Here is a 24432-nt window from a genome sequence, read left to right as displayed (position 1 = left end):
TCGGGTTTGTTTCGGAGCGGAATATTTAAGTCAAGGGCAGGGCGGAGCGGAACTGGAGCCTAGGCGCTGACCAGGTGATACGTCTGGCTGGCGATCTCCATCTCCTCATCGGTGGGCACCACGGCCACCGCGACCCGGCTGGTCTCCGTGGAGATCAGCCGCGCCGTGGCGGAGCGCAGCGCGTTGCGGACGCCGTCCACCTCGACGCCGAAAGCGGTGAGGCCGCGCATCGCCGCCTCCCGTACCGCCGCGGAGTTCTCCCCCACACCGGCGGTGAACGCGATGGCGTCCACCCGTCCGAGCACCGCGGTGTACGCGCCCACATACTTCCGCAGCCGGTGGATGTAGATGTCGAAGGCGAGCTGGGCGGCCTGGTCGCCCTCGCCCATCCGGCGGCCGATCTCGCGCATGTCGTTGTCCCCGCACAGCCCGGCAAGACCGCTGCGCTTGTTGAGCAGCGTGTCGATCTCATCGGTCGACATACCGCCCACCCGGGACAGATGGAAGATCGCCGCCGGGTCGATGTCCCCGGAACGGGTACCCATCACCAGGCCCTCCAACGGCGTCAGCCCCATCGAGGTCTCCACGCACACACCGCCGCGCACCGCCGAGGCGCTGGCCCCGTTGCCCAGGTGCAGCACGATCGTGTTGACCTCCGCCGGCTCCTTGCCCAGCAGCGCGGCGGTGGCCCGGGAGACATACGCGTGCGAGGTGCCGTGGAAGCCGTAGCGCCGCACCCCCCAGCGGTCGGCGGTCGCCACGTCGATCGCGTAGCGCGCCGCCGCCTCCGGGATGGTGGAGTGGAACGCCGTGTCGAAGACCGCGACCTGCGGCAGGTCCGGGCGCAGCGCGCGGGCCACCTTGATCCCGGTGACATTGGCCGGGTTGTGCAGCGGGGCCAGCGGGATCAGCTTCTCGATCTCCTGGACCACCTCGTCGGTGATCAGGGTCGGCTCGGTGAACCGGGTGCCGCCGTGCACCACCCGGTGGCCGACCGCCGCCAGCTCGGGCGAGTCGAGGCCCAGGCCCTTGGCGGCCAGCTCGTCGGCCACCTGCTTGAGGGCCGCCGAGTGGTCGGCGACGGGGCCCTCACCGATCCGCTCCACCATGCCGGAGGCAGGACGGGAGCCGTCGGCCATGTCCAGCAGCTGGTACTTCACGGACGAGGAGCCGGAGTTGAGGACGAGGACTCGGGAGCCGTTCACGCGGACTGCGCCTTCTGTGTCGGGGAGGTCGGGGAGGTGGGGGAGGCCGGGGAGGTGGCGGTCGCCGGGGACTGGGCCTGGATGGCGGTGATCGAGACGGTGTTGACGATGTCCTGTACGAGTGCCCCGCGGGACAGGTCGTTCACCGGCTTGCGCAGGCCCTGGAGGACCGGGCCGACCGCGACGGCGCCCGCCGAGCGCTGCACGGCCTTGTAGGTGTTGTTGCCGGTGTTCAGGTCCGGGAAGATCAGCACGGTGGCCTTGCCCGCCACCTCGGACTCGGGCAGCTTGGTCGCCGCCACCGCGGCGTCCACCGCCGCGTCGTACTGGATCGGGCCCTCGACCAGCAGATCCGGGCGGCGCTCGCGGACCAGCTCGGTCGCCTTGCGCACCTTGTCCACGTCCGCGCCGGAGCCCGAGGTGCCGGTGGAGTACGACAGCATCGCGATCCTCGGCTCCACCCCGAACTTCGCGGCCGTCGTCGCCGACTGGATGGCGATGTCGGCGAGCTGCTCGGCGCCCGGGTCGGGGTTGACCGCGCAGTCGCCGTACACCAGCACCCGGTCGGCCAGGCACATGAAGAACACCGAGGAGACGATCTGGGCGCCCGGCGCGGTCTTGATGATCTCGAAGGCGGGCCGGATGGTGGCGGCGGTGGAGTGCACCGCGCCCGAGACCATGCCGTCGGCCAGCCCCTCCTGGACCATCAGCGTGCCGAAGTACGACACATCGGCCACCACGTCGTACGCCAGCTCGTAGGAGACGCCCTTGTGAGCGCGCAGCTTCGCGTAGCTCTCCGCGAAGCGCTCCCGCAGCGGGGAGGTCTGCGGATCGATGATCTGCGCCTCGGCGAGCTGGATGCCGAGCTCGGCGGCGCGCTTGCGGATCGGCTCCTCCTCGCCCAGCAGTGTGAGATCGCACACATCGCGGCGGAGCAGTACGTCGGCGGCGCGCAGCACCCGCTCCTCCGCGCCCTCGGGCAGCACCACCCGGCGGCGGCGGGACCGGGACCGCTCGATCAGCTCGCGCTCGAACATCATCGGGGTGACCCGGCTGGAGCGGCCCACCGAGATGCGCTCGGTCAGCGCCGCGGTGTCCACATGCCGCTCGAAGAGGCCCAGCGCGGTCTCCGCCTTGCGCGGCGCGCTCGCCGTGAGCTTGCCCTCGATGGCGAACAGCTCGGCCGCCGTCGGGAAGGACCCGCCCGCCACCGACACCACCGGGGTCCCCGGCGCCAGCCGCGAGGCCAGCGCCAGGATGTCCGGACCCGGCCGCTCGTCCAGGGTGAGCAGCACCCCGGCGATCGGCGGGGCGCCCGCGCTGTGCGCGGCGAGCGCGCCGACGATCAGATCCGCGCGGTCCCCGGGCGTCACCACCAGGCAGCCCTCGGTCAGCGCGGGCAGGAAGCTCGGCAGCATCGCGCCGCCGAAGACGAAGTCCCGCACGTCCCGGGAGAGCCCGGTGTGATCGCCGAGCAGCACCTCGGCGCCCAGGGAGCGGACGATCTGGGAGACGGTGGGCGCCGACAGCGACCCGTCCTCGGGCAGCACATAGCTGGGGACCGGCAGCTTGGCGGCCAGCCGCCCGGCGATGGCCTCGCGGTCCCCGGGCGCCACCCGGTTGACGACCACCGCGACCACCTCGCAGCCCCGGCCCTCATAGGCGCGGTAGGCGTTGTGGGCCTCGGCACCGGCCGACTCGGCGGTCTGCTTCTGCCCGCCGACCACCGTGATCACCGAGGCGCCGAACTCATTGGCCAGCCGGGCGTTCAGCCCCAGCTCGTCGGGGAGGCTGGTGGCCGCGTAGTCGCTGCCCAGCACCAGGACGTAGTCATACGCGTCGGCGACCTCGTGGAAGCGACCCACCAGCTGTGAGACCAGCTCATCGGTGCCCCGCTCGGCCTGGAGGGTGGCCGCGTCCTCGTAGGTCATGCCGAAGACGGACTCCGGTGACTGGCTGAGCCGGTAGCGCGCCCGCAGCAGGTCGAAGAGGCGGTCGGGGTCGTCGTGCACCAGGGGGCGGAAGACGCCGACCCGGTCGACATGGCGGGTCAGGAGCTCCATGACTCCCAGCTCCACGACCTGGCGTCCGTCGCCACGCTCGACTCCGGTCACGTACACGCTGCGTGTCACGCGTGCTCTCCGTTCCTCTGGCGTTCGTCGGTGTTTTCGTTATGTGCGCCCATCGGACACAAATCGGCCACATTGACCGGCCCAGTCCTCTTGACAATACCCGCGACCGTGATTAAGGCGCTTGTCGCTCGGGGGATACAGCACCACCCCGCCCATGAAACAATCGGACTGGCTCACATCTACCCGTAGGGAGCAGGAGACACAGCACGATGCGCATCGGAGTTCTCACCGCAGGCGGCGACTGCCCCGGTCTCAACGCTGTGATCCGGTCGGTGGTGCACCGCGCGGTCGCCGGCCACGGAGACGAGGTGATCGGATTCGAGGACGGTTTCAAGGGGCTCCTCGACGGCCGTCACCGCAAGCTCGACCTCGACGCCGTCAGCGGCATCCTCGCCCGTGGCGGCACCATCCTCGGTTCCTCCCGCCTGGAGCGCGCCCGGCTGCGCGAGGCGTGCGAGACCTCGAAGGACCACGCCCGTGACTACGGGATAGATGTACTGATCCCGATCGGCGGCGAGGGCACCCTCACCGCGGCGCGGATGCTCTCCGACGCCGGGCTCCCGATCGTCGGCGTCCCCAAGACGATCGACAACGACATCTCCTCCACCGACCGCACCTTCGGCTTCGACACCGCCGTCGGCGTCGCCACCGAGGCCATGGACCGGCTGAAGACCACCGCCGAATCCCATCAGCGGGTGATGGTCGTCGAGGTCATGGGGCGCCACGCGGGCTGGATCGCGCTGGAGTCCGGAATGGCCGGCGGCGCCCACGGCATCTGCCTGCCGGAGCGGCCCTTCGAGGTCGACGGGCTGGTGAAGATGGTCGAGGAGCGGTTCGCCCGGGGCAAGAAGTTCGCGGTCATCTGTGTCGCCGAGGGCGCGCACCCGGCCGAGGGCTCCATGGAGTACCAGAAGGGCGAGATCGACCAGTACGGCCATGAGCGGTTCGCCGGGATCGGCAACCGCCTCGCGGCCGAGCTGGAGCGGCGCCTGGGCAAGGAGGCCCGCCCGGTCATCCTGGGGCATGTGCAGCGCGGTGGCACGCCCACCGCGTACGACCGCGTGCTGGCCACTCGCTTCGGCTGGCACGCCGTCGAGGCGGCGCACCGGGGCGACTTCGGCATGATGACCGCGCTGCGCGGCACGGACATCACGATGGTGCCGATCGCCAACGCGGTCACCGAGCTCAAGACCGTGCCGGTGGACCGGATGGACGAGGCCGAGTCGGTCTTCTGATTCACTACGGCTGCTGGCTCTCCGGTAGCCCGCGCCGCCGCCGTGGTCCCGCCCCTCTGGTACTGTCCCCGCCTGATCAAGGGGGAACTGGTCAGGGGATATAAGGAGTTACGGGCGGGATGCGTGGTTTATGGGGCCGTGTGTGGCAGCGCCGCACGCCCCTTGTCGTACTGATGGCGGTCGTGGGGATCGCGGGGGCCGTCCTCGCGACCCGGGACAGCGGCGGCGGCCATCTCGCCGCCAACCGGGCCCAGTTGAGGAAGGCCTGCGACGGCACCCTGCCGTACGGGGACCTCGAACGGCTGGTGCGTGACGAGCGGCCGGGCGAGCTCAGACAGCACGGCACGATGCTCGCCCCCGGCCAGGAGAGCCGCTCGCTGCTGGACTGCTCGCTGTCGTGGGGCGACGGCCACGGGGTCACGGTCCACGCCGAGGCGCTGGTCTCCGATGTGCCCGAGGCCGTCGAGACCCGGGACCTGCTCGAACCGGCCGGAGGCCATGGCACCTTCGTGGCGCCGGGCACCACCGGCCAGTACGGGAAGCGGGGCGCCTGGCTGGTGGCCGACTGCCTGGGCGGGCTCGGCGGCCGGGTCCGGCCCACGACCGATCTGTATGTGACGGCCCGGGTGACGGACGGGACCGAGGGGACTGACGGGACCGACTCGGCAGATGACGCCACGGAGGGGAGCGGCAAGCCGGACCGCGCCACCGCGCTCCTCGGCTTCCGTACCGCCGTACACGTGGCCAACGCCCTCACCAAGGCCCAGCACTGCGGCTCCGGCCCGCTCACGACGCCCACCGCCGTGGTGGACACGGACGAGACCCATGGCGCGCCCGGCCAGGGCCTGCGCAAATGCGAGTGGATCGACGGCTCCTCGCTCCCCGGTGTCGCCTCCGGCTCCTGGACCACCCTCGGCGATCTCCAGGAGTCCACCGGCCTGAGCGCCTGCGCCGGGGAGTGGGACGCGGAGAAGAACGCGGGTGAGCGCCCACGCCCGAAGCAGTGGCAGGTCACCGAGGTCGAGGCGGCCAGCTGGTCGGGGATCCTCGGCCGGTCGGCGTACGACTCCTACGAACGCGAGGGTCATGTGCCCGGGTGGGGAGCGGAGGACGACGAGCGCCCCTCCGAGGCCGGTTCCGAGACGGACGCTGATCGTGGTGTGCGGCAGGAGGACCGCGTCTCGTCCTACGCCGGGCGGCCCCAACTCGCCCTGTGGGCCCGGTCGGTGTGCGGCGGCCGCACCACCTACCACCGGGTGGCCGTCCTCCCCGAGATCCGGCTCGAGGACGGCGAGACGGCCGTCATCGGCGGCAAGGACCGCGCCAGACTCTCCACCGCCGCACGTACGGTCCTGGACCGCTATCTCGACGCCGACGACGGCTGGCCCGCGTCCGCGAAGTGCCGCGACACCAAGGTGCTCGGGGAGGTCGAGCAGTGGCACTGACCCGACCCGCACTCACCCGGCGCCGGCTCCGCGCCCTGGTGGCCATGGCGGTGGCGCTCGCCGCCCTCGCCGGAGCGTTCGTCTGGTTCGCGGGCAGCGAGGACCGGGCGCTGGAGGGGGCCTGCGACGGGGTGCTTCCGGTGGGCGAGGTACGCGAGGTGCTCGGCGACGACACCGAACTGGACGTCACGAACCGCACCGAGGGCTCCTTCGGCAAGACGGCCTCCGGGAGCGACGAGACCGGCGGGAGCGCCAAGAGCGACGGAAGCGCCAAGAGCGACGGAAGCGGCGAGAGCGGCGAGAGCGCCAAGAACAGCGCCAGGCGGGCCAACTCCCTCTCCGTCCACTGCCGGATCACCGCCGAGGACACCGGCCACATCGCCGTCTCCATCGCGGGTTCGCCCCGCCCCCGCGCCGAGTACGGATACGACGACCTCTACACCGCCGTACCCACCCGCCGCACGCTCCCCGTCCCCCTCGGCCACGGCTGGTCCGGCCTGTTCGCCACCGACACCGCACGGCTGGACGACGCCGAGGACGGCACGGCCACCACCGCCGTACTGCTCGACTGCGCCCGGCGCGGCGACAGTCTGCTGATCACCGTCGAGACCGCGCTGCGCGGCGCGGCCACCCTCGACGACCCCGCCGTCCGCCCCGACTTCGTCCGCACCGCCACCGCGACCGCCGAGGCGGCCAACGACCACTGGGGCTGCGGCGCGCGCCTGGGCAAGCCGGTGCGCACCGTCGGCCTGCCGGTGAACGAGGACGAGTACGAGCCGCTGCTCGGCGCCAAGGGCACGTGCGCGGCCGTCCCCACCGCGTCCCGCTCCGCCGTCTCCACCGCCCGCGAGACCGCCCGTGACCGCGCACCGCGCGAGGCTTGCGTCCTCGGCACCCGGGACGGCTCACCGCTCTACCGGCTGGAGGCGTACTACGGCCCCTACGCGGAGGACGCCCGCTCCCAGTACACCCGGGACTACGACTACGAGAACGTGACCCCCGCCGAGAAGCCCGCCGGGCGGCTCGGCCGGAGCGCCTACTGGGCCGGCGCCACCTGCCCGCGCGGCGCCGAGTCCGCCCTCTACCTCATCCGCGCCGACGCCGCCGACGGCGAGACCCGCCGCCGCCCCGACCTCGCCTACGAACGCGCCGCCCTGGCGGCCTTCGCCGCCGCCTCGGCCAAACACCACGGCTGCGCCGCGCCGACCCTGCCGGGCGGCTGAGTCCGGTCAGGCAGGGGCGAGGGGCGGCGGGACGTTGTGGAGGTTCTGGAGCTCGTGCTGAGCCTTCTCCCGGTCCTTCGCATCGCAGAGTTCGTCGGCGACGATCGACTCCAGAAACCTCCGGGCCGCCTCGTGATGGGCCCGGCCGATCCCGCCGATCCGGGCGGCCGCCTGGACGCGGTACGGCGCCGGGCACGAGTCATCGGTGGCGATGGCCACCAGGGCGTCCACCACGGCCTCCAGTGCCCTGGGGTCGATCGTCGCGAGGTCGTCCGCCGCCGCCAGACGTACCTCGGTAGTGGCGGCTTCGGTGACCCGGGCCTGAAAGAGGCGGATGAGTTCGGCGCGCTCCTGGGCACCGCCCAACTCGGTCAGCCCCCTCGCGGCCCAGCGGTTTCCGTCCGAACGCGTGGCGAGCCCGGTCAGCCGGGACCGCAGGATGCGGGCCGCGGCTTCGCGCTGACCCGGGTCGATTTCGACCGCGGAGGTGGCCATCCACCACACGTAGAACGCGTCCGGCTCCGCGGCTGCCTGGCTCAGCAGCGTTTCGACGACGCGGGGCTGTGTGTGCGGTGCGACGCGGACGAGGGAACGCGCGGCTTCCTCGCGCTCGCTCGCGCCGAGGAAAGGGGACTCCAATGCCCGGGTGAGGGCCGCCTCCGCCTCCTCGGTGTGCTCCGGAGCGAGCAGCGCCAACGTCTCGGCGAGCTCCCAGGATTCCTTGCGTCCCGACTCCGCTGACGACATGCGTTCGAGCAGGATGCCGACGACACGCGTTCGGTGGGCGTCACTGAGCCTTCCGAGGTAGTCGGCGGCCTTCGCCCGTTCGCGGGGTCTCACCCCCGGCGCACTCAGGGCGTCCTCCAGAACGGGGACCACCCGTTCCAGGTTCTGCGGATCCATCTCGCTCAGGTTCGAGACCGCGCGAAGCCGCTCGTCCCAGTCGTGCGCGGAATCGGCCGCGATCGAGGCGAGCAGCGCCAGACAGCGGTCCCGTGTCCGGGGTGCCAGCGAAGCGGACTTCACCGCCGGGTCGATCCTGCTGTTCGTGGGGCAGTGTGGGGACTGCGCCAGCCGGAACAACTCCTCGGCCACCTCGACCCGATGGGTGGCATCCAGATCCGCGAGCCGTTCCGCCGCGTCCATGCGGTCGTATATGTCGAGGCGGGTATTCCGCACCAGGTTCCACAGCACGTCCACGGCCAGATCGCTCTGGCCCGGTGCGATCGCGGCCAGCGTCTGGGCCGCCTTCGCCCGGGAACCGGCGGTGACCTTGCCCGACGTCATCAGGTCCTCGAGCACATCGAGGGATCGTGGTCCGCGGCCAGGGTCCAGCAGGGGAATGACGCGCAGCAGGTCGATCCGGTTGGAGACGGTGGTCGCCGGGTCCTCGGCGAGTGTTTCCAAGGCCGACAGGGCATCGGCGGACGCGACGGGGGACAGCTTGGCGAGGGTCTCCGCGAGTGGCACGAGATGCTGGGCGGAAGCACCAGGATTCTGCATCAGGTCGATCAGGCAGCCTTGTGCCTGTGCGAGGCGGTCGCCGCCGAGGTTCGCCAGGGCCTCCGCCGCCGTTCGGCGTTGGGAGAAGTCGATCCGGTCGTCACGGGCCGTCGCCAGCAGCGCCTCGGCCGCCCGGTCACGCGAAGGGTGCTGGGACCGGGCGACCGCCGACGCCGCGCGCACCCGGTCCATGTCCGGGATGTGCGGGTTGTCGATCACGGTCCACAGGTGGTCCACGGCGGTCCGCGCCGTGGCCTCGCTGCGCTCGCTGAGCAACTGGGCCGCTACGACGCGGCCGGTGGTGGCGACCGCGTCGTCCTCCATGACCTGGACGAGTGTGGCCGAGACCTCGGGATCGCCGAGGAGCGCCGCCGTGGTGAGCACGTCGTCGCGTTCGTCCGCCGACAGGATGAGCACGCGCCGGAGCATCGTGCAGAACGTCTTGAGTACCGGCCCGGCGGCCTGTGCGCCACGCAGCAGCAGCTCGCCCACCAGCGCCTGATGGCGATCCGTACGCTGCTGGAGCCAGGGGAGGAGGGCGCTGTCCGGGTGGTTGTGGGTGTGCCGGACCAGGACGAGCCGGGCGACCTCCTCCTGGCCGGTGCCGTCGAAGATCCGGTCCAGCCACCCGGCCCAGACCTCCGCCTCCGGATCGAACACCCCCGGCAGCTCCGCCTCGTGGACCTCCGCCGCCAGATGCTCGGCGAACGACAGGTGCCAGAAGCGGACGTTGTCCCCGTCCCGGGTGACCAGACCGGTGTATTCGGCGAGCGCGAACAGGGTCTTGCGCCATCGGGGAGTGCGTGGAATGGCCACGTCCAGTTCCTTGGCGAGCTGCCGCGTCCAGGTCTCGGCCTGGCCCAGCAGGTCCGTCTCGCCCCGGGACGCCGCCACGGCGAGCCGCCTGCCCAGCTCGGATCGCCGCTGCCGGATCTCGCCCACCAGCCGTTCGCTGTTCGGCAGATCCTCCAGCTGGGTCAGCAGACCCTCCTTCACCCGCCTGCCGCGCCCCTCCGCCAGATGCGTCAGGAACTCCTCGTACAGGTCGAAGCGCTGCTTGGGCAGCGGCTTGTCCGGGGAGTTCTCGAAGACGATCGCCGCGATGGTGGCCAGCAGCGGCACCTTGGCCACGTCCAGCAGATGGCCCTCGCGGAGCTGGGCCAGGAACCGCTCCGCCTGCCCCGGGACCGGGGCGTCGTGGAACCAGCCCGCCGCGAAGCGTTCCAGGCCGTCCGCGGTGAACGGCTCCAGGGTGTAGTGCGCCATGCCCGCGCGGATCAGCTTGTCGCGGTCGGCCGGGGTCGGCGGGCGGCTGGTGAGGATCAGCCGGAACGGCAGGTCGCGCGGCGGGCCCAGGATGCCGTCCACCCAGTCCACGAGCCGGTCCCGGGCCCCGATGTCGGAGACCTCGTCGAGCGCGTCGATGAGGATCACCCACCGCCCGTCCGGAGTGGGCCGGTCCGGAAGCCGGTCAAGGCCGGCGGGGAGCATGCCCTTCTCGACCGAGGCGGCGATCGCCTCCTGCCAGGGCCGGTGGCTGAGCGCGTGCGGGGCGAGGCGCCTGGCCGTGACGCGGATCGGCACCGCGTCCTTGGGCAGGTCCCGGGGCAGCTGGCTGATCAGCGACGACTTGCCCATGCCGGGGCCGCCGGTGATCAGCAGATGCTCCGGCGACTCCAGGACGGACCTCAGAGACTGGGACACCCGGCGGTCCTGCTTGCCCTCCAGGGCCGGGGCACCGGCCTCGGCCCGCCGCTCCTCGCGCTCCCGCGACCGGGACCATTCACCGGGCCGGGACGGCTCCGGCATGCCGTCGCCGTGGTGCTCGGCGTCCAGGCCCTGGGCGGTCATCTGCTGGCGTACGTAGACCTCGGTGAAGCGGGGGCGGCGAGGCCCGTCCAGCAGGTCCTTGTACGGGAAGCTGGCCGCCTCCTTCTTCTGGGCCTCGATCAGCCGGTCCAGGTCGTACCGGCTCAGCCGCCCGACGGGCGCGGCGCCCTCGACGGCGGCGGGGGAGGCCGGGGGCAGCTCCGGGGCCCAGCGGCGGTTGCGCACCAGCGTGACCCGGTCGGCCTGGTCGGTGGCCAGCTTGTGCGGTTTGGCCAGGCCCTTGTGGGCGGCGGCCCGCCGGACTCCCTGGTAGAGGTCGTCGACGGTGAGCAGCTCCGGCCCGCCCGCCACGCCCCCCTCGATCAGTGCCAGCAGCTCACCGGTGAAGTCGGTCAGCTCCGCGCCCGGCCGGGCGTACGACGGGGCGTTGGCCCCGGAGGAGGTGAGGACGTACGCGCCCTCGATCTCGGCCTCGTCATGGAGGTCCGACGGGCCCATGGCGACGGCGGCCTGGCCGCTGAAGCAGCAGTCGAGCACGACCACCTTGCGGCGGGCCCGCCGCGGCTGCTGGACCTTCTCCCGTACGTCCTTGTAGCGCAGCGCCCAGTACAGCTGGGCGTCGTGGTCGGCGTCCGGGAGCGCCAGACAGAGCCGGTCCGAGGCGTTCGTGACCTGCTTGTCGAGCAGTCCGTGACCGGCGTAGTAGACGAAGAGGGTGTCCTTCGCCTCGTCGGCCGCCTGCGCGAGCGCTCCGATCACCTCTTGGCCGAATCGCGGTTGGAGGATCTTCCGGCAGTGCTCCTTGGGGAGCCCCCACAGCTCGGGATCGGTCAGCGCGTCGTACAGCCGGTTGATGTTGTTCTCGACGGCGGGCAGGTCCTTGAGGTGTTCGAACGCGTGGACGCCGATCAGCACCGCCCGTGAGGTGGCCGGGTCCGGCAGCCGCACGGCCTCAGCCCTCCGCACCGGAGTCGGGGGAGTGCAGCGCCTCCAGCAGCCGGCGCACCGCCTCCGGGTCGTCCGTGTGCACGGTGACCGTCGTCCCGTTCGCGTGGGCGTTCAGCGGGGGCGCGGACGGGTGGTTCTGACGCCATGCGGCCAGTGCCAGCGCGAGGTTGGCCAGCGCGGTGGCGTGGGTGAGCACGACGTTCACCACGTCCCAGGCGCCGCCCATGGCGCCTTCCTCCGGTGCGGCCTCCCGCAGCTCCACCTCGGTCGTACGCTCCAGCGCCTCGTCCCCGTAGAGCCACCGGTACAGCGACGGCAGCGCCTCGCCGCCGTCGTCCTGGTCCTCGGTGTCGATGCGGAACTCCACCTGCGCCCCCTCGCCCGTCCAACTCCCCTGCCACCACAGGCCGTAGCAGTGGATTTTCTCACGGATCCGTCAGCCCTTGACGGCGCCGCCCAGGGCGAAGCCGCCGCCCAGACGGCGGGAGATCAGGACGTAGAGCAGGAGCACGGGCGTGGAGTAGAGGATCGAGAAGGCGGCCAGCTGGCCGTAGACCACCTGGCCGTAGTTGCCGAAGAAGGTGAAGATCGAGACGGACGCCGGGAGCTGCTCGGGGGAGAGCAGCAGCATGAAGGGGACGAAGAAGTTTCCCCACATCATGATGAAGCTGTAGATCATCACGACCGTGATGCCCGGGCCCATCAGCGGGAGGATCACCCGGGTCAGGCTCTGTAGCCAGGACGCGCCGTCGGTCCACGCCGCCTCCTCGAGGATCACCGGCACGCCGTCCATGAAGTTCTTCATCAGCCAGATGGCGAACGGGAGTTGGGAGGCGGCGAGGAAGAGGGCCGTGCCGGACATGGTGTCGATGAGGTCCACCTGGACGAAGAGTCCATAGACCGGAACCATGATCGCGGTGATCGGCAGACAGGTGGTGAAGAGCACCGTCAGCAGATACGGGCGCACCACGCGGGAGCGGAAGCGGGAGAGGGGATAGGCGGCGAGGGCCGCGCAGGCGACGGTCAGGACGGTGGCGCCGCCGCACAGGAGCAGGCTGTTGAGCATCGGCGTGAAGGTGATCTCGTCCGTCCACACCGCCGAGAAGTTGTCCATCGTGGGCGAGCCGGGCGCCGAGACCCGCAGGGTGGCATCGTTGTCGATCGAGGCCAGGACCAGCCAGGCGAGCGGGAGCAGGAACGCGGCGGCGACGACCAGCAGCGCGGCGTCGGCGGCCAGTCGGCGGCGCAACCGGGGGGACCAGCGGGGGCCGCCGGTACGGCTCTTGGCGGAGCGGGGCCAGGGGCGGGCGGGGCGGGCGGAGAGCGCGGACAACCTCGGACCTCCTCGCGCGCTTGCGAGCTTGCGAGCGCAGTCGATCAGCGTCCGTCCATGAAACCGGGTGCCACTCGCGTTGGGGAAGACGCTTGCGCGGTCCTTACGGCGTCGGTGGGGCGATCGTCACCGGCTGGTCGTTCCGCAGCTGGTCGAACAGGCGCCGCGCCTGCGTGACGTTCCACTGCACCGCGCTGCCCTTGGAGGTCCGGAGGTTGGTGTTGGACACCGGGACGTTGAGCTGCTTGCCGTTGCCCGAGGTGACGCCCTTCACCGCCTCGAACAGGGACATCAGGGTCGGCAGGCCCATGTCCTTGTCCACGATGAGCGTGTCCAGACCCGCGCGTACGGTCGGGAAGGCGGCGAACGGGTTGGCCAGGACGCCCGGTGTGGCGGCCTTTTTGGCGAGCGCGGCCAGGAACTTCTGCTGGTTCTGGGTGCGGCCCAGGTCGCCCTTGGCCTCCTGCTTGCGCTGGCGGACGAACGCGAGCGCCTTCGCGCCGTCGAGGTTCTGGCAGCCCTTCTTCAGGTCGAGCCCGGACTTGGGGTCCTTGATGTCCCGGTCCACACACATCCGCACGCCGCCGACCGCGTCCACGACGTCCACGAACCCCGAGAAGCCGATCTCCGCGTAGTGGTCGATGCGCAGTCCCGTGTTGCGCTCGATGGTCGAGACGAGCAGATCGGGGCCGCCCATCGAGTAGGCCGCGTTCAGCTTGTTCTGGGACGGGTTGTAGCGCCTGCCGGTCTCGGGGCGGACGTAACCGGGGATGTTCACCCAGGAGTCGCGCGGCAGGCTCATCATCGTGGTGCCGTTGGAGCCGGTGTGCAGCACCATCATCGAGTCGGTGCGGCGGCCCTCGGCCGAGCCGGTGCGCAGGCTCTTCCTGGCCTCCGCCGAGAGGCCCTCCCGGCTGTCGGAGCCCACGATGAGGTAGTTGGTGCCCTTGCCGGGCGGTGGGCGGTCCGGTGCCCGGCCGAGGTCGACGTCGCGGTTGAGCTGGGTGTCGGCCCAGACGTAGGCGCTGCCGGAGGCGAGGAGCAGCGCGGAGACCGCCACGACGGCCAGCCGGACGATCCGGCGGCGCCGGCTGAGCGGCTCCTTGGGGGCGCGGCGCCGGACGGTGGGGGTGGGCGCGGGTGGGGGTACGGGCTCGGGCTCGGGGGTGCGGTTCTCGTCGCCCGTCCGGTAGGGGGCCGGTTTGGTGGGGACGCCGTGGGGCGCGTGGACGCCATGGGGCGCGGGGACACCCGGTGGCACGGACGGCCCCTGCGCGGGGACACCCTGCGGCCCTGCCGGCGGCATGCCCTGGGCCCCCTGCACGGGGATGCTCTGCGTGTCCGCCGTCGACATCTCCCAGGCCCGCGCCGACAGCGGGTCCCCGGCGGCCCACCCGTCCAACCGATCGCTCATGTGCGGCAGTCTGCCGAGCGGCCGGAGGCGCCCGCCGTCCGTTCATAGAGGTATGACAACTTCGGCGCCGCGTTGAACGCGGACCCGGTCGCCGTACGTCACCCCCTCGTACGCCACCCCGTCGTACGACGACCGTCGTACGTCACCCTTCCGTACGTCACCTCGATGTCAGGCTCCGGTGCGCGGGTGCCGCGCCGAGCGCCTGCGCGGCCGTCCCGGAGCGCTGGATGCGGTGCCACCGCAGCCGCGTCCCGAGCAGGAGGGCGACCACGGACTGGATGACCACCAGATACATCAGCTGCCGGTAGACGAAGAGCTGGAACGGCAGCGACCACAGCGCCCGCATCCGCTCCCCGTCCAGCCGCAGCGCGTACCCGGCGCAGATCACCTGGATGGTGAGATAGCCGAACCACACCCCGGCCGCCTCCGCCGGGTCGAGGAAGAGCGCGCCGTACAGGGCGAACAGGTCGATCACGGGCGCCAGCAGCGGCAGCAGCACCTGGAAGAGGGTGAGATAGCTGAGCCCCCGGCGGCCGAACCGCCCCACCGAGCCCAGGGAGATCACCGCGCGGCGGTGTTTCCACATGGCCTGGAGCGTGCCGTACCCCCAGCGGTACCGCTGCCGCCACAGCTGGCGCAGCGAGGTGGGCACCTCGGTCCAGGCGACGGCGGTCTCCTCGTACACCACCCGCCAGCCCGCCCGCCACAGCGCCATGGTGAGGTCGGTGTCCTCGGCGAGGGTGTCCTCGCTGACCCCGCCGACGCCCATCACCGCGTCCCGCCGGAAGGCCCCGATGGCGCCGGGCACGGTCGGCATGCACTCCAGCACCTCGAACATCCGCCGGTCGAGGTTGAACCCGAAGACGTACTCCAGGTGCTGCCACCTGCCCAGCAGACTGCGCCGGTTGCCCACCTTGGTGTTGCCGCTGACCGCGCCGATGGCCGGGTGGGCGAGCGGCTGGATGAGCTGGTGGATGGCGTCCGGTTCGAAGACGGTGTCAGCGTCGACCATCACCACGATGTCGTGCTTGGTGTGCACCAGACCGGTGTTGAGGGCGGCGGCCTTGCCCGCGTTGGGCTGCCGGACCACCAGCACCCGGCGGTCGTTGACGCTCGCGGCGATGTCGGCCGTACGGTCCGTCGAGCCGTCGTCGATCACGACGATTTGCAGCCGCTGATGGGTGGAGGCGAGCAGCGAGCGGATGGTGGCCTCGATGCCCGCCTCCTCGTTGTACGCGGGGATGAGCACCGTCACCGGCTCGTTGACCTGCTTCCCGGGTGGGAAGCGGGTGAGCCGCCGGACATGGGTACGCGCGAACAGCACGAGCATCAGCAGCCGCAGCACCCCCAGCGCCCCCGCGATCCCCAGCACCCACGTCATGGTGGACACAAAGCTCCGGCCGATGGCCGCGACCCAGATCAGCGCCTTGCCCTCCCAGCGCTCCAGGCCGGAGACCGGAACGTCGACCGGGGGCACACCGAGCCCGCCGGTCACGGTGGTGAACTTCTTGGCCCGCGGGTCCTTGAGCAGCTTCTCCGTCTCCTGGTACGCGGTGTCCGTCTGGCTGAACTGCCGGACCATCCCCTGCGAGGGCTTCGTGCCCGACCGGTCGGCGGCCACCAGCGCATAGCCCTCGGCGGCCACGCGCCGCGCCGCCTGCCACTCGTCGCCGCACAGAGTGTCCACATCGGTGGTCAGCGGCAGCCGCAGCAGCCTCGGCTGGACCCCCACGGACCCCGCCAGCGCCGACTCGGTCAGCGACAGCTCCATCCGGGAGCGGCTGGCGGACGCCGTGCCCATGTCGGCGCCGGTGTAGGTGTTCGACCCGATCTCATGGCCCTCGGCGCGGATCCGGCGTACGAGGTCGGGGTACTGGGCCGCCTTGGCGCCGGAGACGAAGAACGTGGCCCGCGCGTCGTACCGGCGCAACAGGTCCAGCAGCCGCGGCGTCTGGACGGGGTCAGGACCGCCGTCGTAGGTCAGCGCCACCGTCCCGGCGGGCATCCCCACGGTCCGCACCCGGCCGCCGTTGATCTGCACCACCGGCCCGCCGTCGGCCAGCGCCCGCGGCACCGGGCTGGTGCACGGCCGCCGCGCCTTCGCCGCGTCGACCTCGTGGTTGGTCCAGCCCTGGAACATCAGCAGGCCGAACATGGCCGGAAGGACGAGGAGAAGGAGCAGCCAGTGCGCGCGCGGATCACGGGCCGCCTTGTGCCGACCTCCCCGGGACAGGTGGTGTGGTTCCTGGCGTTTTTTCGACCGGTTGCCCTCAAACATGGTTGGTCGCACCGTAGTTGTCGGGTGCGCGGCGGAGCCGGTGAAGCAGCGTGAATGGATAAGAATTCCCGGGACGCTCCCCACCGCGTGGCCGGATCGCGTAGTGGGCACGCGGAAGGCCCGCCTCCGCGGGTCGGCTCTGGGCCCTCCGTGGGATCGGTTCTGGGCCCTCCGCGGGGTCGGCTCTGCTTGACTGACGTGGTGACCTCTCCCGTTCCCTCCGTCTTCGAGACCACCAGGCCCGCGTCCGCCGACTACCTCACCCGGTTCGCCGCGAGCGACGCCGGGCGCGACTACAAGGCGCGGATGCTCGACGCCCTCGACCTCCGGGCCGGGCTGTCCGTCCTGGACGCGGGCTGCGGCCCGGGCGCCGATCTCCCGGCCCTCGCCGAGGCGGTGGCCCCCGGCGGTACGGTCATCGGAGTCGACCGCGACCAGGAGATGCTGGACGCGGCGGCGGAGGCGCACGTCGCCGCGCGTCCGGGCGTCGAGCTGCGGCGGGCCGATGTCCACGCCCTCCCCCTGGACGACGCCTCGGTGGACCGCGCCCGCACCGACCGGGTGTTGCAGTGGGTGGAGGACCCGGTCCGCGCCCTCGCCGAGTTCCACCGGGTCCTGCGCCCTGGCGGGCGGCTGGTGATGGCCGAGCTCGACTGGGACACCCTCGTCGTCGACCACCCCGACCCGGCGCTCTCCCGCGCCTACACCCGCCACGTCACCGAGCGGGTGATCCGCAACGCCGCCATCGGCCGCCAACTCGCCCGGCTCGCCGTCGACGCCGGGTTCCGGGTGCCGGAGGTCATCCCGGCCACCCAGGTCTTCCGCGATGTCCGCGCGGCGGACCGGGTCTTCGGTTTCGAGCGCACCACCCGCCGTGCCGTCGCGGCCGGAGACTTCACCGAGGCCCAGGCGGCCGAGTGGCTGGACCACCTGGCCCACGGCCCGTTCTTCGCCTCGGCGACGCTGTACGTGGTGGTGGCGGAGGCGTAGCCGGGCGGCCTCAGGCGGCCCGGAACCACATCCCCAGCGCCTCGTGGAGACCGTCGTCCGTGGTGCCCTGCCAGGCGATGTAGCAGTCGGGACGGAGCAGCAGGGCGGTGTCGAGGCCGGGGACGGTCGCGGTGTCGACGTGGGGTGACCAGGGGCCCGGGTCGAGGGTGCCGGTGGGGTCCAGGAGGAGGGGGCGGGCGGTGCGGGTCAGGTCGCGGAGGCCCGGGAGGTCGGGCGCCCAGTGGCCGACGAGGGGGCCGGTCGCCGGGCCCATGGCGTAGGTGATGTCCGCGCCGGAGAGCAGCCCCGCGAGGTGCCGCCGGGTCGCGGGCTGGTCCAGCAGTTCGCCGAACAGCTCGCGCAGCGCCGTCACATCGCCGCCCGGCCGGGTCAGCAGCGACTGCGCCTGGGTGTGCATGGCGACCCGCCGCGCCGCCGGGTGCCGCTCCGACTCGTACGTGTCGAGCAGCCCCTCCGCCGCGTGGCCGCGCACCTCGGCGGCCAGCTTCCAGCCGAGGTTCACCGCGTCCTGGAGGCCCAGGTTGAGCCCCGGGCCGCCGATCGCCGAGTGCACATGCGCCGCGTCGCCGAGCAGCAGGACGCGGCCCGCGCGGTATCGCTCGGCGATGCGGGTGTTGCCGCCGAACAGCCGCCGCATCAGATGCGGTCCCGGCCCGGTCGGCGGGGAGAGGGCGATGTCCGCGCCGAGCACCCGGCGGGCGCTGGCCCGCAGCTCGTCGAGCGATGCCTCGCCCTCGGCCGGCTGCCCCCATTCCACGGTGGTCAGCTTGTGGGCACCGTCCGGGGACGGCGCCCAGGCGATCAGCCCCTGCTCGGTCCGCAGATGCTGGTACGGCGGTATGACGCCGAAACCGGGCACGGTCAGGCCGCCGTCGGCACCGACCGCGTCCGGGGACACGCCCACATGTCCGGTGCGCGACACCGAGTCGTCCGTCGTCACGCCGGGGAAGTCGATCCCGGCGAGCTTACGGACCGCGCTGCGCCCGCCATCGGCGCCGACCACGAACTCCGCCTCGATCGGGGCCTGTTCGCGCAGCTCGACCGTCACCGACTTCTCGCCCTGTGTCAGGCCGATGACCTCATGGCCGCGCCGGATGTCGACGCCCAGCTCCGCCGCGCGCTCGGCGAGCATGCGCTCGATCCGTAGCTGCGGCACCAGGAGCGTGTAGAGCGGGTTGTCCGGCAGGTCGCCCAGGTGGAGCGGGAACGCGCCGAAGGTGAAGCGGGGCGCGGGTTCGGGGGTGGTGCCGGGAGCGGTCAGCCGCTCGTACAGTCCGCGTCGGTCGAGCATGCGGATGACCTGGCCCACGAGGCCGTTCGCGCGCTGTGTGTCGGTTGGTTCGGTGAGGCGCTCCAGGACGACCGGGCGCACACCGGCCAGGGCGAGTTCGCAGGCGAGCATCAGGCCGTTGGGCCCGGCGCCTGCGATGACGACCTCGATCATGAATTCCCCTTCGGGGCGGGTTGGTTGAGTGGACTTACGGGGTGGAAAGCCCCGCCGCGATCCGGGCGAGGGCGTCCGTGAGCAGGCGGCTCACCGGCACGGCCGCGTCGGTGCGGAGATGGTGGGCGATGGCGGTGTTGACCGCGCCCATGACCGCCGAGGCGACCAGGTGCGGATACAGGTCCCGCTCCAGGTCGCCGCCGGTACGTTCCGCGACGGCCGCCGCGATCTCGGCCTCGGCGGTGGCCCCGGCCCGCAACATCTCGCCCCGGAGCGCCGGTTCCGCGATCATCACCCGCACCCCCTCCGTCCACTGCGCCGCGTCGGCGACGGGCGGATGGGCGATCGCCTCCGCGTCCGGCGCGAACTGCCGCAGCACGGAGCCGGTGATCGCGTCCCACAGCGGCTCGCCCGGCCGTTCGCGCACCTCGTCCGCGACGCGCAGACAGCGGTCGAGGTGGCGGAACGCGATCGCCTCGGCCTTGCTCGAGAAGTAGTTGTTGAACGTACGCGGCGAGACCCCGGCGGCCTCGGCGATGTCCTCCACCTTGACCTTGTCGAACCCGCGCTCCACGGTCAGCCGCACGGCGGCCCAGCTGAGCGCGGCATGCGTCTGGGCCTTCTTCCGCTCTCGCAGTCCCATGCGGTGAGCGTAGCAAAAATTGCGTGCCCCGCAAATATGCGGGGTCCGCAAGTTTTAGGGTGCTGCCAGGTCCAGCTCGGCCCAGATTTCCTTGCCGACGGTGCGTTCGCGGACGCCCCAGCGGTGGGCGAGGGCGCGGACGATGAGCAGGCCCCGGCCGTGCTTGTCGCGGGGCGACGGGTGGCGGGGGCGGGGAAGTCGCTCGCCCCGGGGGTCGGATACGGCGATCCGCAGACGGGTTTTGGTGAGCGTGAGCTCGACGCGGAAGAGCCGCCCGGGTACGTGCCCGTGCCGTAAGGCGTTGGTGGCCAGCTCCGACACGATGAGTGCCGTGTCGTCGGCGAGCGCGGGGTGGCCCCAGTCGGCGATGAGTCGTGTGGCGTGCCGGCGGGCCCTGGTCACGCTTATCGGTGTCGGGACGTAGTCGACGCGGCCCTCCTGGATGACGGGGTCGCTGGGGTCCGGGATCCGGGGGTCTTGGGGCGCGAATGCCATCGCGTACCTCCAGTGGGCAGGGCAGGGCGGAGTGCGTCCGCCAACTGACGTCCCTGTGCGAGCGGTTCATTACGGACCGTAGCCCCGCGATGGTGATCGGTTCAACTCTGCTGAGGAAAATTCAACCGATCTCGCTTGCGAGGCGCCCCGCTACGCTCCAGACTGGCGTCACATCACGGAGGAGAGGTACGCGGTGACAGAGGGTCAGTCCACCCAAGGGAACAGCACATCCAGCGTCTTGGGGAGGAGACTGGGCGCCGAGCTGATGAGCCTCCGGACCAAGGCGGGCCTGACGCAGACGCACGCGGCGAAGGCGCTCAGCGCTTCGACGGGCAAGGTCGCGAAGATGGAGGGCGGGTGGGTTCCCATCCGGGACCCGGACATCCGCGCCCTGTGTGCGCTGTACGGCGCCAACGATCCGTCGACTGTCGGCGCCCTCTTGGAGTTGGCGCGCATCGACCGCGAACGCCGCAAGGCGAAGGGCTGGTGGAATGACGTCCCGCTCACCAAGACCATGCGGGAATACGTGCCGCTTGAGAGCGCGGCCACGGCTGTCAAGGCGTGGCAGGTGTCGTTCATTCCTGGACTGCTCCAGACCGCTGACTACATGCGGTCGTTGCGGCGCGCAGCGGACCCGGGTGAACAGCCCGATCAGGTTGAGGCGTTGGTCACCTCCAGGGTCGCCCGGCAGCAGAGACTTTGCGGGGACAAGCCGCTCTCCCTCTGGGCCGTCATCGCGGAGGCGGCACTGCGCATCCCAGCGTCCGAGCCCCAGATGTTGCGGGAGCAGTTGTCGAGCCTCCTCGACTGGAGCGAGCGCCCCAACGTCACGGTTCAGGTGCTTCCCTTTGGCGCCGGGATGATTCGAGCGCTCGCGGGCTCGTTCAACGTTCTTTCGTTCGCCGAGGCGGGCGCCATGGACGTGGTGTACCAGGAATTGGCGTTCTCAACGGCGTGGGTCGAGGGTGGCGAAGGTGCGGCGCAGCACGTAAGACTGTTCGAGGAAACTGCGCGGGGCGCGCTGCCTGAGGCCGAGTCCCGAACCTTCATCGGGGCGCTCATCAAGGGACTGTGAGCTGTGACAACCTTCGTCTTCCGTAAGTCGAGCTACAGCAATGCACACGAAGAGTGCGTCGAGGTGGCCAAGAACGTGCCCGGCGCCGTGGCGGTACGCGACTCCAAGGACCCGGAGGGTCGAATACTCCGGTTCACCCCCGCCGCCTGGGCGGCCTTCCAGCGTGTCCTCAGAGCATCGAACGGGTGAGGCCGCCGTCCACGGCGATCGTGGTGCCCGTGACGTACGAGGCCAACGGCGTGGCGAGGAAGCAGACGACGGCCGCGAGTTCGTCCGGTGTGCCGAACCGCCCCATGGGGATGTCGTCCGTGGCGTCGGCAGGCACGCCGTCCGGGTAGAGCTCGTGCACCCGGGACGTCAGAATCCGGCCGGGCGCCACGCAGTTGACCGCGATGCCGTCCGGCGCCAGTTCGTTGGCCAGCGTCTTGAGGTATCCGGTCAGCCCGGGGCGGATCAGGTTGGACAGCGCGACCAGGGACGTCGGCTCCTTCACCGTGGTCGTCGTCACCGCGACGATCCGGCCGTACGGGCTGCGCCGTAGGTGGGGTACGGCGGCGCCGAACATACGGACCAGGGGCAGCAGCAGGGTGCGGAACGCGTCGTGCGCCGCGTGCTCGTCGATCTCCAGCGCGCTGCCCGGACGCGGCCCTCCCGTGTTCCACACCAGGATGTCGACGCCGCCGAAGCGGCTGACGGTGTGCTCGACGACCCGTTCCGCCGCACCCTCCTCGGAGAGGTCGGCGACCAGGGGAACGGCGCCGATACGCAGCGCCTCCGACTCCAGGCTCGCCCGGCGCCGGGCGACAGCGACGACGTTGGCGCCCTCGCCGGAGAGGCGTTCCGCTATGGCCAGCCCCAGCCCGGACGAGGCGCCGCAGACGATCGCGGTCCGGCCTTTGAGCATCAGATCCATGGTTGTCCTTCCATGAAGGTCGGGGGGCGAGGGTCAGGACGCCGGTGATCGTCGGACGCGGAGTACCTCGCGCAGGGTGGCGCTGGTCTCCTCGGGGCTCTCCAGGGGCCAGAAGTGCCCCCCGGTGACGTACCGGACCTCGACGCCGGCCGCATGGGGAATGTGCTCGGCGGCCTCGGCGTAGAACTCGCGGGGCTGGCTGCGTGAGTCCCGGCCCTGCATCAGGGTCACCGGAGCGCGCCAGCGCGGGATCAGGTCGCTGCGCCGCTCGATCCACTCTTTGCGGAAGGTGGAGGCCATGTTGTAGCGCGGGACGGCGCGCGTGATCCCGGGATATGAGTACTCCTGGATGACGCGGCGCATGTCCTCGTCGGCCACCGGCAGATTCCCGACGGCGGCGTACGCCCAGACGACGAACCGTTTCGGGTCCTCCATCAGCCCGCTCCACGGTGCCTCGGCGAGGAGGTCGTCCTGCGGGGCGAGGTCGGGGTGGAAGTGGTGGAGGTGCTGCTCGCCGCGCACATAGTGGCGGACTCGTCCGGGATGGGCGGCGGCGATGTGGTCGCCCTGCACGGTGCCCCGGTCGTGGGTGACCAGGGTGAACCGATCCACCCCGATCGCGTCGAGCAGCGCGACGAGTTGCCCGGCCGCGCCGGAGTGCCGGTAGTCGCCCCGTCCCTTCTCCGACTGCCCATAGCCTTTGAGGTCGATCGCGACGCAGCGGTACGAGTCCGACAGCGCGGCCATCTGGTGGTGCCACAGGAACCATGAGTCGGGCATCCCGTGCAGGAACACCACGGGCTCCCCGGCTCCCGGTCCGGTCTCGACGTAGTGCCACCGGACCGTTTCGTGGTCGCCGGGGACATCCGCGAAGTGGTGGGTGAACACGGCCCCGTCGAGCTCCTCGGTGTCCCCGTCGTGATCCGCGGGGCGCGGCCGCACATCGGGGTAGCGCTCAAGGCGCCGGGCCACGAGGGCGTCGAGGGCGTCGGGCGGCACGAAGCCCTCGATGGCCTGCCGTGCCCGCACGGGCAGCTCGGTGTAGCGCCACTCATGGTCCATCGACGTCTCCTCCGGAGGGCTTGGCTCGGGCCGGTCTTCTCACCCTCACTCCGGTGCGCCCAGCACGTCCAACGATGTCTGCTGCTGGGCCCCAGCACGATTGGTGATAATGGGCGGCGTGGAACTGCGCCATCTCGAGTACTTCCTCGCGGTCGCCGACACCGGGAGCTTCACCCGCGCGGCGAGGACGCTGCACGTCGTCCAGTCAGGCGTGTCGGCGACGGTGAGGGCACTGGAACGGGAGCTGGGATCGGCCCTGTTCACCCGGAGCCCCCAGGAAGTCACCCTGACGGCGGCCGGGCGCGCCTTCCTGCCCCGGGCGCGAGAGACCCTCGACGCCGCGCGCGCCGCCAAGGACGCCGTTCACCGGACACAGGGCGCCTTGCACGGCACGGTCACGGTCGGCACCCAGACCTCGATCGACCTCGTCGATCTGCCCGAGCTCCTGGCCGCGCTGCGCGCCCGGCACCCCGGTGTCACGGTGCGGCTGCGAGCGGCCATGGCGGGATCGGCGGGCCTGGCGGAGCAGCTGCGCGACGGTCGGCTCGACGTCGCCTTCCTCTCCCTGCCCGGGCCGTCACCGGCCGATCTCACCACCCGGCTGCTGGCCACCGTACCCATGGTCGTGTACGTGGCCGACTCACATCCGCTGGCCGGGGCGGGCCGGGTGCCACTGGCGCGACTGGCCGAGTTCCCGTTCATCGACTCCCCGCCGGGCTTCGGCAATCGCACCGTGGTCGACCGGGCATTCGCCGCCGCGGGGGTGGAGAGGGAAGTATCCGTAGAGGTCGCGGACGTCGGCACCGCCGTCGACTTCATCCGGGCGGGGCTGGGCATCGGCTTTCTCGGCCATTTCCTGGTCCCCGACCGGACCGGCCTCGACACGGTGGGCGTCGCGGACCACGAACTGCGCTGGCAGCTCACCGTCGCCACCGCCTCGACCCGGCGCCCCAGCGCGGCCACCGAGGCGTTCCTGGACCTGCTCGCCGAACGACACCCCGCACCACTCCGGGGCGCCCTCACCCAGGTTCGCGACCCGGTGTGACCGGCCCCGAAGCGGGCGATCGATTCCAGGATCGCGTCCCGCATCGTGGCGTGCCCGGCGCCGTGGCCATACGCGACTCCAAGGACCCGGGGGGTCGAATACTCCGGTTCACCCCCGCCGCCTGGGCGGTCTTCCGAGTCGGCCTCGCCGACGGGTGGATCGGGTCGGCCCCTGGGGCGTGAGCGGGCCCGTGGTGTC

20 protein-coding genes are annotated in these 24432 nt (G+C 71.6%); 8 read left to right on the top strand and 12 right to left on the bottom strand.

All coding sequences use genetic code 11. The features are described 5' to 3' along the window. Positions 1-59: 59 nt before the first annotated feature. A complete protein-coding gene (locus ACT2CW_RS10830; protein WP_445516410.1) occupies positions 60-1205 on the bottom strand; it encodes an acetate kinase in 1146 nt (381 codons plus the stop codon). After that, entirely contained in the window at positions 1202-3337 is a 2136-nt protein-coding gene (gene pta / locus ACT2CW_RS10825; protein WP_445516409.1) for a phosphate acetyltransferase, read from the bottom strand. Before pta ends, ACT2CW_RS10830 begins: the two co-directional genes overlap by 4 nt. A gap of 209 nt (positions 3338-3546) precedes the next feature. Here pta and ACT2CW_RS10820 point away from each other — a divergent pair, with 209 nt between their 5' ends. The 3 genes from ACT2CW_RS10820 to ACT2CW_RS10810 all read left to right on the top strand — a co-directional run bounded on the left by ACT2CW_RS10820 (position 3547) and on the right by ACT2CW_RS10810 (position 7240). After that, a complete protein-coding gene (locus tag ACT2CW_RS10820; RefSeq protein WP_037958515.1) occupies positions 3547-4572 on the top strand; it encodes a 6-phosphofructokinase in 1026 nt (341 codons plus the stop codon). 119 nt (positions 4573-4691) lie between these two features. Further along, complete coding sequence (locus ACT2CW_RS10815) at positions 4692-6017, top strand: hypothetical protein (RefSeq protein ID WP_445516408.1); 1326 nt, start codon at positions 4692-4694, stop codon at positions 6015-6017. Continuing rightward, a complete protein-coding gene (locus ACT2CW_RS10810) occupies positions 6008-7240 on the top strand; it encodes a hypothetical protein (RefSeq protein WP_445516407.1) in 1233 nt (410 codons plus the stop codon). The genes ACT2CW_RS10815 and ACT2CW_RS10810 overlap by 10 nt, the downstream gene beginning before the upstream one ends. Before the next feature lie 6 nt (positions 7241-7246). On the opposite strand, the gene ACT2CW_RS10805 is transcribed toward ACT2CW_RS10810, so the two are convergent. The 5 genes from ACT2CW_RS10805 to ACT2CW_RS10785 all read right to left on the bottom strand — a co-directional run bounded on the left by ACT2CW_RS10805 (position 7247) and on the right by ACT2CW_RS10785 (position 16546). Further along, positions 7247-11521 (bottom strand): caspase, EACC1-associated type, encoded by a 4275-nt coding sequence (locus tag ACT2CW_RS10805; protein ID WP_445516406.1) that lies wholly within the window; start codon positions 11519-11521, stop codon positions 7247-7249. Positions 11522-11525: 4 nt separating this feature from the next. After that, positions 11526-11888 (bottom strand): effector-associated constant component EACC1, encoded by a 363-nt coding sequence (locus ACT2CW_RS10800; RefSeq protein WP_182472023.1) that lies wholly within the window; start codon positions 11886-11888, stop codon positions 11526-11528. A 69-nt stretch (positions 11889-11957) separates the two neighbouring features. After that, the gene (locus ACT2CW_RS10795; protein WP_445516405.1) at positions 11958-12854 is read right to left on the bottom strand and encodes a carbohydrate ABC transporter permease; all 897 of its coding nucleotides are present in this window, start codon (positions 12852-12854) and stop codon (positions 11958-11960) included. A 103-nt stretch (positions 12855-12957) separates the two neighbouring features. Continuing rightward, positions 12958-14268: an LCP family protein gene (locus ACT2CW_RS10790; RefSeq protein ID WP_445516404.1), complete on the bottom strand. Its 1311-nt coding sequence runs from the start codon at positions 14266-14268 to the stop codon at positions 12958-12960. 157 nt (positions 14269-14425) lie between these two features. Continuing rightward, the gene (locus ACT2CW_RS10785) at positions 14426-16546 is read right to left on the bottom strand and encodes a glycosyltransferase (RefSeq protein WP_445516403.1); all 2121 of its coding nucleotides are present in this window, start codon (positions 16544-16546) and stop codon (positions 14426-14428) included. 201 nt (positions 16547-16747) lie between these two features. On the opposite strand from ACT2CW_RS10785, the gene ACT2CW_RS10780 reads away from it, so the two are divergent. Further along, positions 16748-17536, top strand: a complete 789-nt coding sequence (locus tag ACT2CW_RS10780; protein ID WP_445516402.1) for a methyltransferase domain-containing protein — start codon at positions 16748-16750, stop codon at positions 17534-17536. Between the two features lie 10 nt (positions 17537-17546). On the opposite strand, the gene ACT2CW_RS10775 is transcribed toward ACT2CW_RS10780, so the two are convergent. From ACT2CW_RS10775 to ACT2CW_RS10765, 3 genes are read right to left on the bottom strand one after another with little or no spacing between them, the layout of a single operon-like run. Next, on the bottom strand, positions 17547-19001 hold the full coding sequence (locus ACT2CW_RS10775; RefSeq protein WP_445516401.1) for an FAD-dependent monooxygenase: 1455 nt from the start codon (positions 18999-19001) through the stop codon (positions 17547-17549). A 34-nt stretch (positions 19002-19035) separates the two neighbouring features. After that, complete coding sequence (locus ACT2CW_RS10770) at positions 19036-19644, bottom strand: acyl-CoA-like ligand-binding transcription factor (RefSeq protein WP_164432938.1); 609 nt, start codon at positions 19642-19644, stop codon at positions 19036-19038. Positions 19645-19698: 54 nt separating this feature from the next. Continuing rightward, complete coding sequence (locus ACT2CW_RS10765) at positions 19699-20139, bottom strand: ATP-binding protein (RefSeq protein ID WP_445516400.1); 441 nt, start codon at positions 20137-20139, stop codon at positions 19699-19701. Between the two features lie 193 nt (positions 20140-20332). On the opposite strand from ACT2CW_RS10765, the gene ACT2CW_RS10760 reads away from it, so the two are divergent. Together ACT2CW_RS10760 and ACT2CW_RS10755 are read left to right on the top strand one after the other, a co-directional pair. Beyond that, on the top strand, positions 20333-21214 hold the full coding sequence (locus ACT2CW_RS10760) for a helix-turn-helix domain-containing protein (RefSeq protein WP_432049112.1): 882 nt from the start codon (positions 20333-20335) through the stop codon (positions 21212-21214). Positions 21215-21217: 3 nt separating this feature from the next. Then, positions 21218-21403 (top strand): DUF397 domain-containing protein, encoded by a 186-nt coding sequence (locus tag ACT2CW_RS10755; protein WP_445516399.1) that lies wholly within the window; start codon positions 21218-21220, stop codon positions 21401-21403. Here ACT2CW_RS10755 and ACT2CW_RS10750 read toward each other — a convergent pair. Next, a complete protein-coding gene (locus tag ACT2CW_RS10750; protein ID WP_445516398.1) occupies positions 21384-22127 on the bottom strand; it encodes an SDR family oxidoreductase in 744 nt (247 codons plus the stop codon). The genes ACT2CW_RS10755 and ACT2CW_RS10750 overlap by 20 nt on opposite strands. 33 nt (positions 22128-22160) lie before the next feature. After that, positions 22161-23189 carry an alpha/beta fold hydrolase gene (locus ACT2CW_RS10745; RefSeq protein ID WP_445516397.1) on the bottom strand — a complete coding sequence of 343 codons (1029 nt, stop codon included), beginning with the start codon at positions 23187-23189 and terminating at the stop codon, positions 22161-22163. Between the two features lie 118 nt (positions 23190-23307). Here ACT2CW_RS10745 and ACT2CW_RS10740 point away from each other — a divergent pair, with 118 nt between their 5' ends. Together ACT2CW_RS10740 and ACT2CW_RS10735 are read left to right on the top strand one after the other, a co-directional pair. Continuing rightward, entirely contained in the window at positions 23308-24234 is a 927-nt protein-coding gene (locus ACT2CW_RS10740; protein WP_445516396.1) for a LysR family transcriptional regulator, read from the top strand. Beyond that, complete coding sequence (locus ACT2CW_RS10735) at positions 24231-24416, top strand: DUF397 domain-containing protein (RefSeq protein WP_445516395.1); 186 nt, start codon at positions 24231-24233, stop codon at positions 24414-24416. The genes ACT2CW_RS10740 and ACT2CW_RS10735 overlap by 4 nt, the downstream gene beginning before the upstream one ends. Positions 24417-24432 lie beyond the last annotated feature (16 nt).

It is taken from the genome of Streptomyces sp. NEAU-174, assembly GCF_052665095.1.
The sequence above is the reverse complement of the archived record's forward strand: the minus strand, read 5'-3'. Positions and strand labels throughout refer to the sequence as shown.